Annotated in this window: 6 protein-coding genes; 1 reads left to right on the top strand and 5 read right to left on the bottom strand. The window is 74.1% G+C overall.

Going from position 1 to position 16,370, the window contains the following annotated elements; genetic code table 11:
* Window positions 1-33: 33 nt before the first annotated feature.
* Entirely contained in the window at window positions 34-1,128 is a 1,095-nt protein-coding gene (trpD, locus tag OG625_RS40575) for an anthranilate phosphoribosyltransferase (protein ID WP_329392015.1), read from the top strand.
* On the opposite strand, the gene trpC is transcribed toward trpD, so the two are convergent.
* The 5 genes from trpC to OG625_RS40550 form a co-directional block, all read right to left on the bottom strand.
* Window positions 1,028-1,915 (bottom strand): indole-3-glycerol phosphate synthase TrpC, encoded by an 888-nt coding sequence (gene trpC / locus OG625_RS40570; protein ID WP_329391707.1) that lies wholly within the window; start codon window positions 1,913-1,915, stop codon window positions 1,028-1,030. The two genes, trpD and trpC, sit on opposite strands and share 101 nt — an antisense overlap.
* A 174-nt stretch (window positions 1,916-2,089) precedes the next feature.
* Entirely contained in the window at window positions 2,090-3,016 is a 927-nt protein-coding gene (locus OG625_RS40565) for a TauD/TfdA family dioxygenase (RefSeq protein WP_329391705.1), read from the bottom strand.
* Window position 3,017: 1 nt separating this feature from the next.
* Complete coding sequence (locus OG625_RS40560; protein WP_329391703.1) at window positions 3,018-4,352, bottom strand: cytochrome P450; 1,335 nt, start codon at window positions 4,350-4,352, stop codon at window positions 3,018-3,020.
* 29 nt (window positions 4,353-4,381) lie between these two features.
* Entirely contained in the window at window positions 4,382-5,275 is an 894-nt protein-coding gene (locus OG625_RS40555; RefSeq protein WP_329391701.1) for an ABC transporter permease, read from the bottom strand.
* A complete protein-coding gene (locus OG625_RS40550; protein ID WP_329391699.1) occupies window positions 5,272-16,365 on the bottom strand; it encodes a non-ribosomal peptide synthetase in 11,094 nt (3,697 codons plus the stop codon). The genes OG625_RS40555 and OG625_RS40550 overlap by 4 nt, the downstream gene beginning before the upstream one ends.
* Between the last annotated feature and the right edge of the window lie 5 nt (window positions 16,366-16,370).

Below are 16,370 nucleotides of genomic sequence, written 5' to 3'. Positions count from 1 at the left end.
GCCTAGGAGACCTTCGTGACTGCCTGGCCTGAATTGCTGAACTCATTGCTGGACCGAAGGAACCTTTCCGCGAGGGAAACCGAGTGGGCGATGGACCAGGTCATGTCCGGCGAGGCCGGACCGGTCCGGCTCGCCGGGCTGATGACGGCCCTGCGGGCCAAGGGGGAGACCGCCGAGGAGGTGGAGGGCCTGGTGCGCGGGATGCGCCGGCACGCGGTCCCGCTGTCGGTGCCCGGCCCCGCGCTCGACATCGTCGGCACCGGCGGTGACGGCTCGCACAGCGTGAACGTCTCCACGATGTCCGCGGTGGTGGCCGCCGGGGCCGGCGCCCGCGTGGTCAAGCACGGCAACCGCTCCGCCTCGTCCGCCTGCGGTTCGGCCGACGTGCTGGAGGAGCTGGGCATCGCGCTGGGTCTGCCCGCCGAGGACGTCGCCGCCGTCGCGGAGGAGACCGGCATCACCTTCTGCTTCGCCCCGCTGTTCCACCCGGCCATGCGGTACGCCGCCGGGCCCCGCCGCGAACTCGGCGTCCGTACGGTCTTCAACGCCCTGGGCCCGCTGACCAATCCGGCCGACCCCGCGGCGCAGGCGGTCGGTGTCGCCGACGCCCGGCTCGCTCCGCTGATCGCCGAGGTGCTGGCCCGGCGCGGAGTGTCCGCGCTGGTCTTCCGCGGCGACGACGGGATGGACGAGCTGACGGTCACCACCACCTCCACCGTGTGGTCGGCCACCGGCTCCGGAGTGCGGGCGGAAACCTTCGACCCGCGGGACATCGGGATCCCCTTCGCGCCGGCCGACGCCCTGCGCGGCGGCGACCGGGTCCACAACGCCCGGGTGGCCCGCGAGGTCCTCGCGGGGGCCCGTGGACCGGTCCGGGACGCCGTCCTGCTGTCGGCGGCGGCCGGGCTCGCGGCCCTGTCCCCCGACGCGCGGCCGATCGCCGAGCGGCTGGCCGACGGGGTGGCGAAGGCCGCCGAGGCGGTCGACTCCGGTGCGGCCGCCGCCGTACTGGAGCGCTGGGCGGCGGTCACGGAAAAGAAGGACCGGGAGAACCGGGCAGCCGGGGAAACCGCCCACCGCCCAGCCGCCCACCGTCCAGCTGCTGCCCGCCCGGCCGCGGTCCGATAGGCCGCCGGCCCGCCGCCACCAGCGCGGCCACCGCCTCCCGGTGGTGGCCACTGGTGACGAGGGCCTCGCCCACCAGGATCGCGTCGGCGCCCAGCTCCGCGTACTCGACCGCACAGCGCGGCCCGCGCACCCCGGACGCGGCGATCCGCACGATGTTCTCCGGGATGTCCGGCGCGATCCGCGTGAAGGCCCCCTTGTCCATCTCCAGGGTCTTCAGATTGCGCGCGTTGACCCCGATCACCCAGGCCCCCGCGTCCAGCGCCCGGCGGGCCTCGCCGGCGTCGTGCACCTCCACCAGCGGGGTCAGCCCGATCTCCGCGGCCTGCGCCACCAGGTCGACCAGCAGCGGCTGTTCCAGCGCCGCGACGATCAGCAGCAGCAGGCTCGCGCCGTGCGCCCGCGCCTCCCACACCTGGTACGGGTCGACCACGAAGTCCTTGCGCAGCAGCGGCACGCCGACCCGGGCCCGTACGGCGTCCAGGTCCGCCAGCGACCCGTCGAACCGCAGCTCCTCCGTCAGCACGCTGATGGCCGCCGCGCCGCCCGCCTCGTAGGCCGCCGCCAGCGCCCCCGGGTCCTCGATCTCCGAGAGCCGGCCGTGTGCCGGACTGGCCCTCTTCACCTCCGCGATCACCTTCAGCCCGTCCGTGCCGCGCAGCAGCTCCGCGCAGTCCGCGACGGGCTGGACCTCCGAGGCCAGGTCGCGCAGCTCGCACTCCGGGATCCGGCGCCGCCGCTCCGTCAGACCGGCCCGCACGCCTCCGAGGATGTCGTCGAGTGCATTCATGCTTGAGTCCATTTCTCGCCCGGGCACCGCGGGACACCACGGGCGCCATCGGATCAGACGCTAGGGACCCGGCCGTTCGACGGCCACGTCCTTAAGGGGGCGGTGAATGAGGAGAAGCGGAAGGGGCCCGGCGTACCGCGTGCCGAGCCCCTTCCCGCCGGACCGCCCGCGCGGTCAGGTCATCGAGACGACGATCTTCCGGTCGCCCGTGTACGCCTCGCGCCCGTGCAGCACCGACATGTTGTCCACGATCATGATGTCGCCGACCTGCCACGGCTCCGCCAGCTTGTTCTCCCGCTGCGCCTTGCGGACATGGGCCAGGTCGTCGTCCGACAGCGGGCTGCCGTCGCCGTAGGTGACCCAGTGCGGCAGCTCGTCGACGTCGTCGATCAGCGACAGCAGGGTCTCGGCCTCGTCGTCGGGCAGGTTCGAGGGGTGCCACTGGTCGGCCTGGTTGAACCAGGTGTCGGCGCCGGTACGCGGGTTGTGCCGGACGCCCGGGCGGTGCTGGCTGACCCGCAGGCCGCCGTCGGCCGTCCAGGCGTACTCGGCCGCCGAGTCCTCCAGGAACTGCTCGACCACCGCCTTGTCCTCCGTCTCGAAGGTGGCCTGCCAGGACTTGCCGAGCCCGAACCCGCCGTGCAGGTGCTGGCGGTAGACCACGCCCGAGGCGAACCGCTCCCGTACCTCCGGCGGCAGCGAGGCCAGCAGCGCGCCGCCGTCGCAGACCGGGGTGGCGCCCCCGGTCTCGGGCGCGATCAGGCAGCCGAAGAACAGCCGGGTCGGCCACGCCTTCGCGTACGACATCTCGTTGTGGAGCGAGATGTCGAAGCGGGCGGGGTACTCGGTGGAGGTGAACACCCCGTCGGAGACCGCCGCCCGGGGGGTGTTGCCGCCCCGGTAGCTGTCGATGAGGGAGTCCCCGAAGAGGCTCACCGCGGCGTGGAAGGCGTCCGCGTCGGTGAGCCCGAGGCCCCGGACGAGGACCGCGCCGTGCTCGGCGAGGAGCTCCTCGGCCCGCACGCGGACCTCGGCGGACTGGGTTTCGGCGTAGAGGACGGCCAGGGTCGTGCCGCCCGCCGTGCGTGTCTCGTGTCGCATCTCAGTGGTTCTCCTCGCTGGTCTGTCGCTCGTCCGGTGAGGCGTGCGCCGCCGGCGTGAAGGCGACGGGCAGGGCGCTGTAGGCGCGGACGAAGTTGGAGTAGAGGCGCTGCGGCGGGCCGAGCAGCGTGATGTCGTCGACCATCGAGGCCAGCGCCTCCACCATGGCCTTCACGTGCACCCGGCCCAGGAAGGCGCCGAGGCAGAAGTGCGGCCCGTGGCCGAACACCACGTGCTTGTTGGGAGTGCGGCCGACGTCGAAGCGCTCCGGGTCCGTGAAGGCCTGCTCGTCGAAGTTGGCCGAGGTGTTCCAGAGGGTGACGATGTCGCCGGCCTTGATGACCTTGTCGCCCAGCGGTACGTCGACCAGGGCGCGGCGCCCGAAGTGCATGGCCGGGGTGGTCCAGCGCAGGATCTCCTCGGTCGCGGTGTCCGCGGACACCTCGCCGGACTTGAGCCGGCGCCACTGCTCGGGGTTCTCGGCGAGGGCGATCAGCCCGCCGATGATCGAGGTCCGGGTGGACTCGTCACCGCCCAGGATCAGGCTGTAGGCGTTGAGGACGATCTCGTCCTCGCTGAGCGGCTTGCCGTCGACGGTCGCGGCGGCGAGGGTGCTCAGGACGTCCTCGCCCGGGTTGCGGCGCCGCTCGGCGGCCAGCTCGCCCATGTACATGATGATCTCGTTGCGGGCCATCAGGGACTCGAACTCGTCGTCCCCGGAGCCCTCCCGGGCCAGGGTCCGGGTGTTCCACTCCACCAGCTTCGGGCGGTCCGCGTGCGGAATGTCGAGCAGGTCGCCCATGGTCTGGATCGGGATGTGGTCGACGACGTCGGAGACGAAGTCCACCCGGTCCGCCGCGATCGCCCCGCCCAGCAGCTCGCGGGTGTGCTCGTGCACCCCGGTGACGACCGGCGCCAGGACGCGCGGCGAGAACGACTTGAGCATCACGTTGCGGATCTCGCGGTGCCGGACGCCGTCGGTGACGGCCAGCATCTTGCGGGCGGCGGAGTCCTCGCCCTGCAGCAGGGTGGTGAGGACGTTGCCCTTCTCGGAGGTGAACCGCTTGTTGTCCCGGTAGACGGCGACGGCGTCGGCGTACGTGGAGATCACCCAGAAGCCGGGGGTGCGCGCCCCGGCCGGATGCCAGTGCACCGGGCTCTCGGCGCGGAACCGGCGCCACATGGCGTGCGGGTCGACGTCCAGGAAGGTCTGCGGATCGGTGAGGTCGAGGGCGGCGGGCTCGGGGACGGCGGGTTCGGGAGCGGCGGGTTCGGGGGTGGCTTCGAGGACGGGTTCGAGGGCGGCGGCCGGGGCCACCTCCTGGGTCACGGTCATGGTGTTCCTCGGGTCTTCGACGGGGGGTGTCAGTTGGTCGCCGTACGGAAACGCCGCAGGCTCACGACGGTGCAGGTCACGAAGATCACGGTCAGGGTGACCGAGACCACCACGAGCGGATGGGTGCCCGCGAACCCGCTGCTGGGCGTGTCCGGGTTCCCCCACAGATCGCGGCAGGACGCGATGACGGCGGTCACCGGGTTCCACTCGGCGAGCGGGCGGAGCGCGGACGGCATGGTCTGCGGGGAGAGGAAGGCGCTCGACAGGAAGGGCAGCACGACCACGATGAACGGGGCCACCACGCTGATCGTCTCGACGCTGCGCAGGGTCAGCGCGAGCAGCACCCCGAGCCACAGCATCGCGTAGATGAAGACCGCGATCAGGGCGAAGCCCGCCAGCGTGGGCAGGATCCCCGTGTGCGAACGCCAGCCCAGCACGAGGCCGATGAGGATGGTGGTGCCCAGCCCGCCCATGCCCACGATCCAGTCCGCGGCGGTGTGCCCGAGCGGTATCGAGGCCCGGTTGATGGGCAGCGAACGGAACCGGTCCACCAGCCCGCCCTGCATGTCCAGGGCGAGCGAGACCGCGGTGGGGCCGACACAGGCCAGGCCGACCTGGACGGCGCCACCGGCGAAGACGTACTCGACGTAGTCACCGCCCTGCGGCAGGTGGATCGAGTAGCGGAAGAGGTAGCCGAGCATGATCAGCGAGAGCATCGGGTTGAGCACGATGCCGATCGAGCGGCCGGGGGCGCGCCGCATCCGGCGCAGCCGCCGGCCGAGGACGGCGCCGGTCTCGGTGAGCAGGGTCCGCCACCCCGCCGGCCCGGCCGCCGCGATCCGCGGCGTGCCGGTGGCGGCGGCCACGGCGGTCTTGTCGGTCTTGTCGGGGTCCGCCTCGGGGCGCGGAAGGGTCGTCGTCATGACCGGTTACCGGCCTTCCAGGCGTCGAGGGCGGTCCGCAGGGCCGGGCCGATGGCGGTCAGCGGCTCCGGGTTCAGCATGTCGTCGTGGGCGCAGTCGATGCGGTGCACCCGTACGGAGCCGGTCATGAACTCCTTCCACAGGACGTCCTTGTCGGTCACCTCGCCCCAGGGCGAGTGTTCGGCGAGGAAGAGTTCGACGTCCCCCGCGTACTCACCCGGCTTGTAGCGGGTGTTGAGGAGCTGGTGGCGGCCCATCAGGTCCACCACCCGGCCGAGCCGTTCGCGGCCCATCCGGGCCAGCGGACTGTTGTCCCGGCGCAGCGTTTCGTAGAGGTCGTCCGGCACGAGCCGGCGGCCGCCGAACTCGTCCCGCTGGTGGCCGATGCCCTCCATCAGCCAGCCCAGCCGTACCTGTTCGTCGCGCTCGTCGACCGCGTCGGTGCGGGGGAAGGAGTCCATGACGGTCAGCAGGCCCACCTCGTCGCCGGCCGCCCGGAGCTGGACGGCCATCTCGTAGGCGAGCAGCCCGCCGAACGACCACCCCAGCAGGTGGTACGGGCCCTCGGGCCGGACCTCCTTGATCAGCCGGATGTACTCGGCGGCGTTCTCCTCGATGGTCTCCGGAAGGGCCGCGCCGTCCACCACGGTGGGCGACTGGAGGGCGTAGACGGGCTGGTCGGGGTGCAGGTACGGCACCAGGGTCAGGTAGGAGAGGGACAGCCCCACACCGCTGTGCACGCAGAACAGCGGGGTGCGGTCGCCGTCGGGCTGGATGGTCAGCATCGGGGTGAAGTGCTCGACGTGGTCGATCCCGTCGGCCTCGGCGATCGCCTCGGCCATGCCCCGGGCACTGCTGCGCATGGCCTCCGGAGCGGGCGCCCGGACGGCGGCTTCCGGGGCCGGTTCGGGCTCCGGTTCGGGGGCCGGGCGCAGGCTCGCGGCCAGCGCCGCGACGCTCTGGTGGACGAAGACGTCCGCGATGCTCAGCCCCAGATCGGCCTTGCGGGCCAGGCTGACCACGCGCAGCGACTTCATGCTGTCCATGCCGGCGTCGAAGAAGTTCTCCCCGGCCGTGAGCGCGTCCTTGGTGAGTACGTCGCGGACGATCCCCAGCAGGGTCTCCTCGACCGGATCGGCGTCCGTGGCGGTGGTCGCCACGGCGGCTGCGGCAGCCGCTTCCCCAGGGCTGTCCACCGGGGACGACGGGTCGGGGGTGGACCAGTCGCGGCCCGGTCGGTCCGCGGCGCCCGCGGCCGTGCCCGAGAGCAGGGCCGGCCAGAGCCCGGCGTCCGCCGCCGCGCCCGGTACGGAGGCCAGCGCGGCCGCCTCGGCGTGGCTGACGGGGGTGACCGGGGCCGCCCCCTCCGGGCCGCGCACCAGGTAGGCGGGCAGGCCCGGCTCCGGCAGCCGCGCCGGGGCCGGTCCGGCCGCCGGACCACCGGCGGCCGGGTCCAGGACCACGACCGGCACCCCGGTGCTCCGCAGCCTGCCGGCCAGGCCCTCGGTGGTGAGGACGGCCACCGCGGCGGTCGCCTCCACCAGCTCACGGACCAGGTCGCTCGGCTCCTCCGCGCCCACCGGCACGTAGGCCGCACCGGACTTGAGCACCGCGAGGGCGCCCACCGCCTGGTCGGCGGCGCGCGGCACCGCGAGGGCGACGACCCGGCCGGGGCCGGCCCCCCGCTCCACGAGGAGCTGCGCCAGCCGTCCGGCGCGCTCGTCCAGGGCCGCGTACGACAGGGCCCGCGACCCGGCGCCGACCGCGGTCTCCTGCGGGGAGGCGGCGATCCGGCCGGCGATCAGCTCCGTCAGGGTGTCGGCCACCGGCTCGGCCACCGGAGTGGTCACGGACGAGGTCACCGCCGCGGCCGCCGGGCCGGTGGCCCCGCGGTCCGCGTCGAGGCCGCTGACGCGCACCTCGGGGTCGGCGACGGCGGCCCGCAGCACCTCCCGGAACTGCCCGACGAGCCGCTCCGCGGTGTCCCGGGTGTACAGCGCGGTGCTGAAGGTCAGCAGACCGCGCATGCCGTCCCGGCCGGGCCAGTTGAACAGTTCCAGCACCAGGTCCAGCTTGGCCTGGTCGGATCCGACGTACTCCGGCTCCGCGCTCAGCCCCACCAGCTCGGGCACCCGCACCCCGTCGTGCTGCACGGTGAGCGAGACCTGGAACAGCGGGTGCCTGCCCAGCGCGCGGGCCGGCCTGACCGCGTCCACGACCTGGTCGAAGGGCACGTCCTGGTGCGAGTAGGCGGCCAGGTCGGTCTCCCGCAGCCGCTCCAGCAGCTCCCGGAAGGTGGGGTCGCCGCTGGTGTCGCCGCGCAGCACCAGGGTGTTGAGGAACATCCCGACCACATCGGCGAGCGCGTCGTCGGAGCGCCCGGCGACGGACACCCCGAGCGGGATGTCGGTCCCCGCGCCCCACCGGGTCAGCAGGGCCGACAGCGCCGCCTGGAAGACGATGAACTCGGTGGTGCCCGTGGTCCGGGCGATCTCCGCGATCGCGCCGTGCAGTTCCGGGTCCAGGTCGAACAGGACCGTGTCACCGGCGGTCCCGCCGCCCTCCGGGCGGGGGAAGTCGGTCGCCAGCGGCAGTTCCTCCGGCAGACCGGCCAGGGCGTCGCGCCAGAAGTCGAGCTGCCGCGCGCCGAGGCCGTCCGGGTCCTCCGGCTCGCCGAGCAGCTCGCGCTGCCAGACCGCGAAGTCCGAGTACTGCACCGGCAGCGGCTCCCACTTCGGGGCCCGCCCGCCGGTCCGGGCCCGGTAGGCGGTGGCGAGGTCGTCGAGCAGCGGCTCCATCGACCAGCCGTCGAAGGCGATGTGGTGCAGCACGATCAGCAGGACGTACGCGTCCGCGCCGGTCGGGAAGAGCCGCACCCGCAGCGGGGTCTCCTCGGTGAGGTCGAAGCCCCGGTCGGCCTCGGTGGCCAGCGCGGTGTCGAGCTGGTCGGTGAAGACGGACACGGTCCTCAGGACCGGCGCGCCCGCGGCCGGGTCCAGGACCCGCAGCGAGGGCACCCCGTCCTGCTCGGGGATCACCGTCCGCAGCACCTCGTGCCGGGCCGTCAGATCGAGCAGGGCCGCCTGCAGGGCGTCCGTGTCGAGCTTCCCCTGCAGCCGGAAGGCCATGGCGCTGTTGTACGAGCCGTCCTCGCGGCCCTGGCGCCGGTTGAGGAACCACTGGCGCTGCTGGCTGGAGGAGAGCGGGCGCTCCCCTCCCGGCGCGGCCGGCGCCAGCGCGGGCCGGGCCTGCGCCGCGTGGCCGACCTGTGCGGCCAGACCCACCACGGACCGGGCCTCGAACAGGGCACGGATGGGGAGTTCGACGCCGAGGGTGCTGCGCACCCGGCTGACGAGGCGGGTGGCGAGCAGCGAGTGCCCGCCGATCTCGAAGAAGTCGTCGTCGATGGAGACCTGCTCCAGGCCGAGGACATCCGCGAACAGCCCGCACAGGATGCCCTCGACGGGCGTCCGCGGGGACCGGCCGCGGGAGGCCGCGCCCAGGTCCGGGTCGGGCAGGGCCTTGCGGTCCAGCTTGCCCTGGGCGGTCAGCGGCAGCTCCTCGAGGGCGACCACCGCCGAGGGGACCATGTAGTCGGGCAGTTCCGCGGCGAGCCGTTCGCGCAGCACCGCGGTGGCCTCGGGGCCGGCGGCGGAAGCGGCGACGACGTACGCCACCAGCCGGCGCTCGCCCGCCTCGTCCTCGCGCATCACCACGACGGCCTGCTCGACGCCGGGCTGGGCGAGCAGGGCCGAGGAGATCTCGCCGAGCTCGATGCGGATCCCGCGCAGCTGAACCTGGTCGTCGACCCGGTCCAGGTAGTCGAGGTCGCCGTCGGGCAGCCAGGTCACGAGGTCGCCCGTGCGGTACATCCGGGAGCCCGCCGGGCCGAACGGGTCGGCGACGAACCGGGACGCGGTCAGCCCCGGGCGGGCCAGGTAGCCGCGCGCCAGGCCGCCCGCTACGTACAGCTCACCCGTGACGCCCGGGGCGACGGGCCGCAGGTTCCGGTCGAGCACGTACACGCGGTGGGCGTTCGTGGGCTTTCCGATCGGCGGCCGCCCGGCCCGCGGGGCCAGCGGGCCGGCGACGGTGCAGCCGACGACGGCCTCTGTGGGCCCGTAGCCGTTGAACAGTTTGACCGAGCCGCCCCAGCGCTCCACCACCCCGGCCGGCACCGCCTCCCCGGTGACCACCAGCCGCAGGTCCGCGGGGAGCGTGGCGTCGGCGGGCAGCCCGCCGACCACGACGGGCGGCAGCGCGACCAGGTTGATCCGGGCGTCGTTGATCAGGTCCACCAGCGGCCGGCCCGGGTTGCGGGCCTCCTCGTCGGCGATGACCAGGGTGCCGCCGTTGAGCAGCGCCAGCATGATGCCGAAGACCGAGGCGTCGAAGCTGAACGAGGCGAACTGCAGGACCCGTACGTCGTGGTCGAGCCAGAACCGGTCGGAGAGGCTGGAGATCATCGACATCAGCCCGGTGTGCGCCACGGCGACGCCCTTGGGGCGGCCCGTGGAGCCGGAGGTGTAGATGATGTACGCCGTGTTCTCCGGGTGCAGCGGCGCCACCCGCTCCGCGTCGGTGAGGTCGGTCCCGGCGAGCTCCGCGAGCCGGGCGGCCGTCTCGGGCGCGTCCAGCAGCAGCGGAGCGACCCCGAACGCGGCCAGGTCGGGCAGGCCCGCCGGGCGGGACCAGGTCGCCGCGTCGGTCAGCAGGACCGGCGGGCGGGCGTCCTCCAGCATGTAACCGATCCGGTCGACCGGGTAGTCGGCGTCGACGGGCAGGAACACCGCGCCCGCCTTGAGGGCGGCCAGCGCGGCGACGACCAGCCCGGGGGAGCGGGGGAGCATCACGGCGACCGGCTGCTCCGGACCGACTCCGCGCTCGGCCAGCAGCCGGGCCAGCCGGTTGGCCCGGCCGTTCAGCTCGGCGTAGTCGAGCTCCTCGTCGCCGAGGGAGACGGCCGGCTTGGCGGGCGAGAACCCGGCCCACCGCTCGAACGTCGTGGTGGCCAGGGCGGCGATGGCCGGGCGGGCCGCGCCCGCCCCCGACCAGGCGCCGAGCACCTGCTCGCGCTCCTCGCCGGTCAGCGCGTCGATCCGGCCCAGCGGGGTGTTCGGGGCGTCGGCGAGCTGCCTCAGCACCCGGGCGAACCGGTCGACGAAGACCTCGGCCCGCGCGGCGTCGAAGACGTCCGGCCGGTACTGGGCCTCCACCCGCAGCCGCTGCCCCTCGGTGGGGAACACCCCGACGGCGAGCGGGTACTCGGCGATGACCCGCGCCTTCCAGTCGTGCATGGTCAGACCGGGGACGTACGAGCCGATCGCGTCCAGCGCGCCCGCCGGGTAGTTGTGGAAACTGACCACGGTGTCGAAGAGCTCGCCGATCCCGATGACCTGCTGCACATCGGCCAGGCCCAGGTGCTGGTGCTCCTCCAGCGCGAGCTGGCGGTCCTGGAGACCGGCCAGCAGCTCCTCGAACGGCAGCGCCGGATCCAGGTCCGCCCGTACCGGCAGGGTGTGCAGGAACGCGCCGACCATCCGCTCGACCTCGGGCAGGTCCGCGGGGCGTCCGGAGACGACCGCGCCGAAGGTCACGTCGCGGCGGCCGGTGAGGCTGCCCAGCACGGCCGCCCAGGCGCCCTGCACGACCGTGTTCATGGTCAGGCCGCGCCGGGTCGCCCATTCGGTGAGGGAGCCGGTCAGCTCGGCGGGCAGCTCCACGGTGTAGGTCTCGGGAAGGACGGAGACCCGCGCCCGGTCGGCGGGGCCGAGCCGGGTGGCCTCGTCGATCCCGTCGAGCTCCCGCTCCCACGCCGCACGGGCGGCCGGCTTGTCCTGGGCGGCGGACCACTCCAGGTAGGCGCGGCCCGGCGCCACCGGGCGCAGGGCGCTGACATCGGCGCCGTTGCCCCACAGGGTGACGAGCTCCTCGGCGAGGACGGCGGACAGCGACCAGCCGTCCACCAGCATGTGGTGGGTGGTCCACACGACGCGGTGGCGTTCGGCGCCCAGCTTGTAGACGGTGAACCGGGTCAGCGGACCCTGCGTCACGTCGAAGCGGTCCAGCCACTCCTCCTCGGTCAGCCGGCTCGCCTCCGCGCCGGGATCGGCGCCGGCCGTGAGGTCGATCTCGGTCCACGGCAGCTCGACGGAGGCCGGGATCAGCTGCACCGGATCGCCCTGCTCCCGCTCGCGGAACCGTGCGCGCAGCTCCGGATTGCGGTCCAGCAGCGCGGTGGCCGCGGCACGCAGCGCGGCCACGTCCAGCGAGCCGCCGATGTCCATGACGACCTGGAGGGTGTACGCGTCCATGCCCTGGCGGTCGAACTCCGCCTGGAACAGCAGGCCGCGCTGGAGCGGGGACAGCGGCAGCACGTCGGTGAGCCCGGCCGGCTCCTGCTCCCAGGCGTCGATCTCCCGCTGCTCCACGTCGACCAGCGGGAAGTCGGCGGGGATCCGGCCGCCCGATCCGGGGCGCGAGGAGTACGCGGCGAGCGCGCCCAGCGCGGCGAACCAGCCCTCGGCGACCTCCCGTACGGCGCTCTCGTCCAGCGCGCCCGACGGCCAGGTCCACTCGGCCACCAGGACCGGGCCCTCGGGGCGGTCCTCGGTCAGCGCGACCAGGTCCAGGGGCTGGCGCAGCGGGGTGTCGGGGGAGGCGGTCAGGCCGGCGCCGCCGGCCTCGATCGCCCAGGCGCCGTCACCCGCCGCGAACCGGCCCAGGTAGTTGAAGGAGATCTGGGGCACGGCGGTCCGCGCGAGCACCACCGCGGTCTGCGGGTTCACGTGGCGCAGCAGGCCGTAGCCGATGCCGTGGTCGGGCAGGGCGCGCAGCGCGCCCTTGACCCGCTTGAGGGCGGCGCCGACGGCCGGGCCGCCGGCCGCTGCCTCGGCCCGGTCCAGCTCGCCGACGTCCAGCCCGACGGGGAAGGCACTGGTGAACCAGCCGACCGTACGGGAGACGTCGAGGCCGTCCCCGATCTGTTCGCGGCCGTGGCCCTCCAGCTCGACGACGGTACGGGTCCCACGGGCTCCCGAACGGCCGGTGACGGCCAGCGCGAGACCGGTCAGCAGCACCTCGTTGATCTCGGCGTGCAGGGCGCCGGGCACCCGGGTGAGCACGTCGGCGGTGAGCGATGCGGGCAGTTCCAGCCGGAGCCGGCCCGCGTGCGCCCAGGTGTCGGTGGCCGGGTCCAGCGGCCGGTCGGCCAGGATCTCCGCGTCCCCGGCCGACTGGGCGCTCCACAGCGGGAGTTCACCCACCCGACGGGAGGTGCGGGCATCCGCGGACAGGGCCTTCGCCCAGGTCCGGAAGGAGGTCGGGACGGGTTCCAGAGCAGGGGTGCGGCCCTCGGTGACGGCCTGCCAGGCGGCCTTGAGGTCCGGCAGCAGGATCCGCCAGGACACCCCGTCCACGGCCAGGTGGTGGACGACCAGCAGCAGGCGGCCGCCCGCGCCGGGGGCCTCCTCCAGCAGGACCGCCTGCACGACCAGGCCCGTCTCGGGGCGCAGCCGGGCCCGGGCAGCGGCGGTCTGCTCGGCGAGCACGGCCGCGCGGTCCGCGCCGGCGGGCACGGTGACCCGGGTGACCACGTCGGCTGCGGTGACGGCGCCGGGTGCCAGGACCTCCTGCGTCCACAGGCCCGGCACCGGGGTGCCGAGCTTCAGGCGCAGCACGTCGTGCCGGTCCAGGACCGCCTGCAGGGCGGGCTCCAGGACGTCCGGGGTGAGTCCGGCGGGTGCGGTGACGGCGATGTACTGGGCGAACTCGCGCGTCGCTTCCGGGAGTTCGGACAGCTGCTCGCGCAGCCGGTCGGAGATCGGCGTCGGGTCGATCTCGCCGGTTCCGTCGTCGGCGACGACCGCGGCGGCGCTCTCCACGCGCCGGGCCACGGCGGCGATGGCGGCCGGGGTGCGGTGCTTGAAGACGTCGCGGGCGGTGACGATCAGCCCGGCCCGGCGGGCCCGGCTGACGACCTGGATGGAGCTGATGCTGTCGCCGCCGAGGGCGAAGAAGCTGTCGTCGACGCCGACTTCGGTCAGGCCCAGCACCTCGGCCAGCACTGCGACGAGGATGCCCTCCTCCGGGGTACGGGCAGCCCGGACGGCGGCCTTGGGGCCGGCCGGGTCCGGGGCGGGCAGCGCCTTGCGGTCCACCTTGCCGTGCGCCGTGAGCGGCAGCGCGTCCAGGGTGAGCAGCACGGTCGGCACGAGCGCCTCCGGCAGCCGGCCGGCGAGCAGTGCGCGCAGCGCCGGGGTGTCGAGGAGGACGCCGGACTCCGGCTCCAGGTAGCCGACCAGACGCTTGTGACCGGCCGGGTCGGTGACGGCGGCCGCGACCGCGTCGGCGACACCGGGGAGCGCGCGCAGCGCCGACTCGACCTCGCCGAGCTCGATGCGCTGGCCGCGGATCTTGACCTGGTGGTCGCGGCGGCCGACGAAGGCGAGCTGCCCGTCGGGGCGCAGCTCCACCAGGTCGCCCGTGCGGTACATGCGGGAGCCGTCCCCGGCGAAGGGATCGGGCAGGAAGGTGACGGCCGTACGGCGGGGGTCGCCGAGGTAGCCGCGGCCCACGCCGGCGCCCGCGATGTACAGCTCGCCGCGCACTCCGCGCGGCACGGGCGACAGGTCGTCGCCCAGGATGTGCAGTCGGGTGTTGCGCAGGGGGCGGCCGATGGGGACGATCGCGGCGGCCATCGCGTCGAGGGCGCCCCGCGTGGGGGCGTAGGCGTGCGTGACGTCGTCGGAGCACTCGGTCGGGCCGTACAGGTTGGCCAGCGCGATGTCCGGGTAGCGGGCGAACCAGCGGGTGCACAGCTCGGCCGGCAGCGCCTCCCCGTTGGAGATCATCCAGCGCAGCGCGGGCAGCTCCGGGGCGGAGCCGGCCGCGTCCCACACGTCGAGGGTGGCGCGCAGCAGGGAGGGCACGACCTCCAGCACGGTCAGGCCCTCGGCGCCGATCGTGGTGAACAGCGCGTCGGGGTCGGAGGCCTCGGCCCGGCTGAAGGCGCGGACCCGGCCGCCGACGAGCAGCGTGGTCAGGGTCTGCCACACGGTGACGTCGAAGGTGACCGGGGCGTTGTGGACGAGCGCGTCGGAGCTGTCCAGGGACAGCTCCTCGACCTTGGCGAGCAGGTGGTTGACCATGCCGCCGCGCTGCACCATGGCGCCCTTGGGCTTGCCGGTGGAACCCGAGGTGTAGATGACGTACGCCAGGTCCTGCGGGCCGCCGAGTACGGGCGGCAGCGCGTCCGGGGCGTCCTCCTCGGTGCCGATCTCGCGCACGGGCAGCGGGACGCCGTCGCCGGCGGCCGCGGCGGCCTGCTCGGCGAGGTCCCGGTGCGCGGCGTCGGTGAGCACGAAGCCGGCGCCGCTGTCGCGCAGCAGGGAGGTCAGACGGGGCAGCGGCGCACCCGGGTCGAGCGGTACGAAGGCCCGCCCGGCGCCGAGGACGGCCAGCTCGGCGGTGACGAAGTCCCGGCCGGGCTCGGTGAGGAGGGCGACCGGGCCGGTGCCGGTCAGGTGGCGGGAGAGCGCGCCGGCGCGGCCGACGAGCCGGGCGTAGCCGAGGGTGCCGGTGTCGTCGGTGACGGCCGGCGCGTCCGGGGTGCTCACGGCGTGCGCCCGGATCCGCTCCACGACGCCCAGGTACGGGGTCGGGCGGACCGGGCCGGTGAGCGCGGCGGCGAGTTCCCCGGCCTCGCCGGGGGAGAGGAGCTCCAGGCCGGCCAGCGGCCGCTCCGCGTCGGCCGTCAGGAACCGGTCGAGGTAGGAGACGAAGCGGTCGAGGTGCGCGCGGACCTCGGGACGCGTGTAGCGGGCCTCGTTGCCGTTCAGGTCGATGCCTATGCCGTCGTCGCCCTTGTCGGCGACGGTGAACTCCAGGTCGTCCACCAGCCCGGTCGACGGGCTGTGGATGGTGGCCTCGCACGGGCCGATGGCCAGCTTCTCCACCTGCGGCATCATGTTGAGGAACGGGCCGAAGGGACGCCGGTCGTCACTGGGCAGGCCCATGGCGCGGCGGATCTTGCTGACCCGGTGCCGCTGGTGCTTGAGGGCCTGCGAGAAGGCGCGGTAGGCGTCGGCGAGCAGTCCCGTGCGGGTGGTGGCGGAGTCCACGGCGAGCCGCAGCGGCAGGTAGTTGACCACCATGCCGGGGACCTTCTGGGTGTCGCCGCCGACGCGGGCGGTGACGGGCACGGACAGCAGGACGTCCTCGGTGCCGGCCATCCGGCCGGTGTAGGCCCCCAGGGCCGCGACCAGCACGGTCTGCCAGGTGACGCGGGACTCCCAGGCCACGGCGCGCAGCCGCTCGGCGACGGCCCCGGGCAGGACGCCCTGCTCCTGGAGGAAGGTCTGGGCGGGCTCGGCGTCGCCGGTGGAGAGGCTGATCAGCTCGGGGCGGTCGGAGAAACGTTCCTCCCAGTAGGCGGCGTCGCGCTGGGCACGGGCCGAACCGACGTATCCGGCCTCGGCGTCGAGCAGGGTGGTCAGCGCCGGGAAACGGCCCTCGTCGAGGTCGGTTCCGGCCAGCAGGGCCTCGTAGATCGCGGAGAGCCGCTGCCAGTAGATGACGTAGCTGAAGCCGTCGGAGACCAGGTGGTGGTTGAGGAGGCAGAAGAAGGTGCGGTCGGGGTTGAGCGTGAAGACGCTCAGGCGGAACAGGGGGCCGGGTGCGCTGCCGTCGCCCCCGCCGTTCTCGTCGCCCCCGCCGTTGTCGTTGCCCGCGTTGCCCTCGGCGGGCAGCGTGAACGGGACCCGCAGATCGGCGCGGATCGCCTCGTGCGCGGCTGCGGCGGGGTCGGCGGCGCCGCTGACGTCGGTGACCGTCAGCGGCAGCACCTCCAGCGGCTCGACGAACTGGCGGGGCTCGCCGTCCACTTCGGTGAATCTGGTCCGGAGGCACTCCGACTCCGCGACGAGGCGCTCCAGCGCCGTGCGGAACAGCTCGTGGTCGAGCGGGCCCCTGATGTCCCAGTAGATGGCGGTGTTGTACGTGGCTCCCCCGCCAGAGAGTTTCGCGTCGAACCAGATGTCCTTCTGGCCGGCGGTGAGCGGAAGGCCGCCGACCGTCTGAACATGCGTCATGGCTA

The sequence above is a fragment of the Streptomyces sp. NBC_01351 genome (genome assembly GCF_036237315.1).
Lineage (GTDB): Bacteria > Actinomycetota > Actinomycetes > Streptomycetales > Streptomycetaceae > Streptomyces.
Note: the sequence above shows the minus strand (reverse complement) of the source record. Positions and strands in the feature narration are given on the sequence as shown.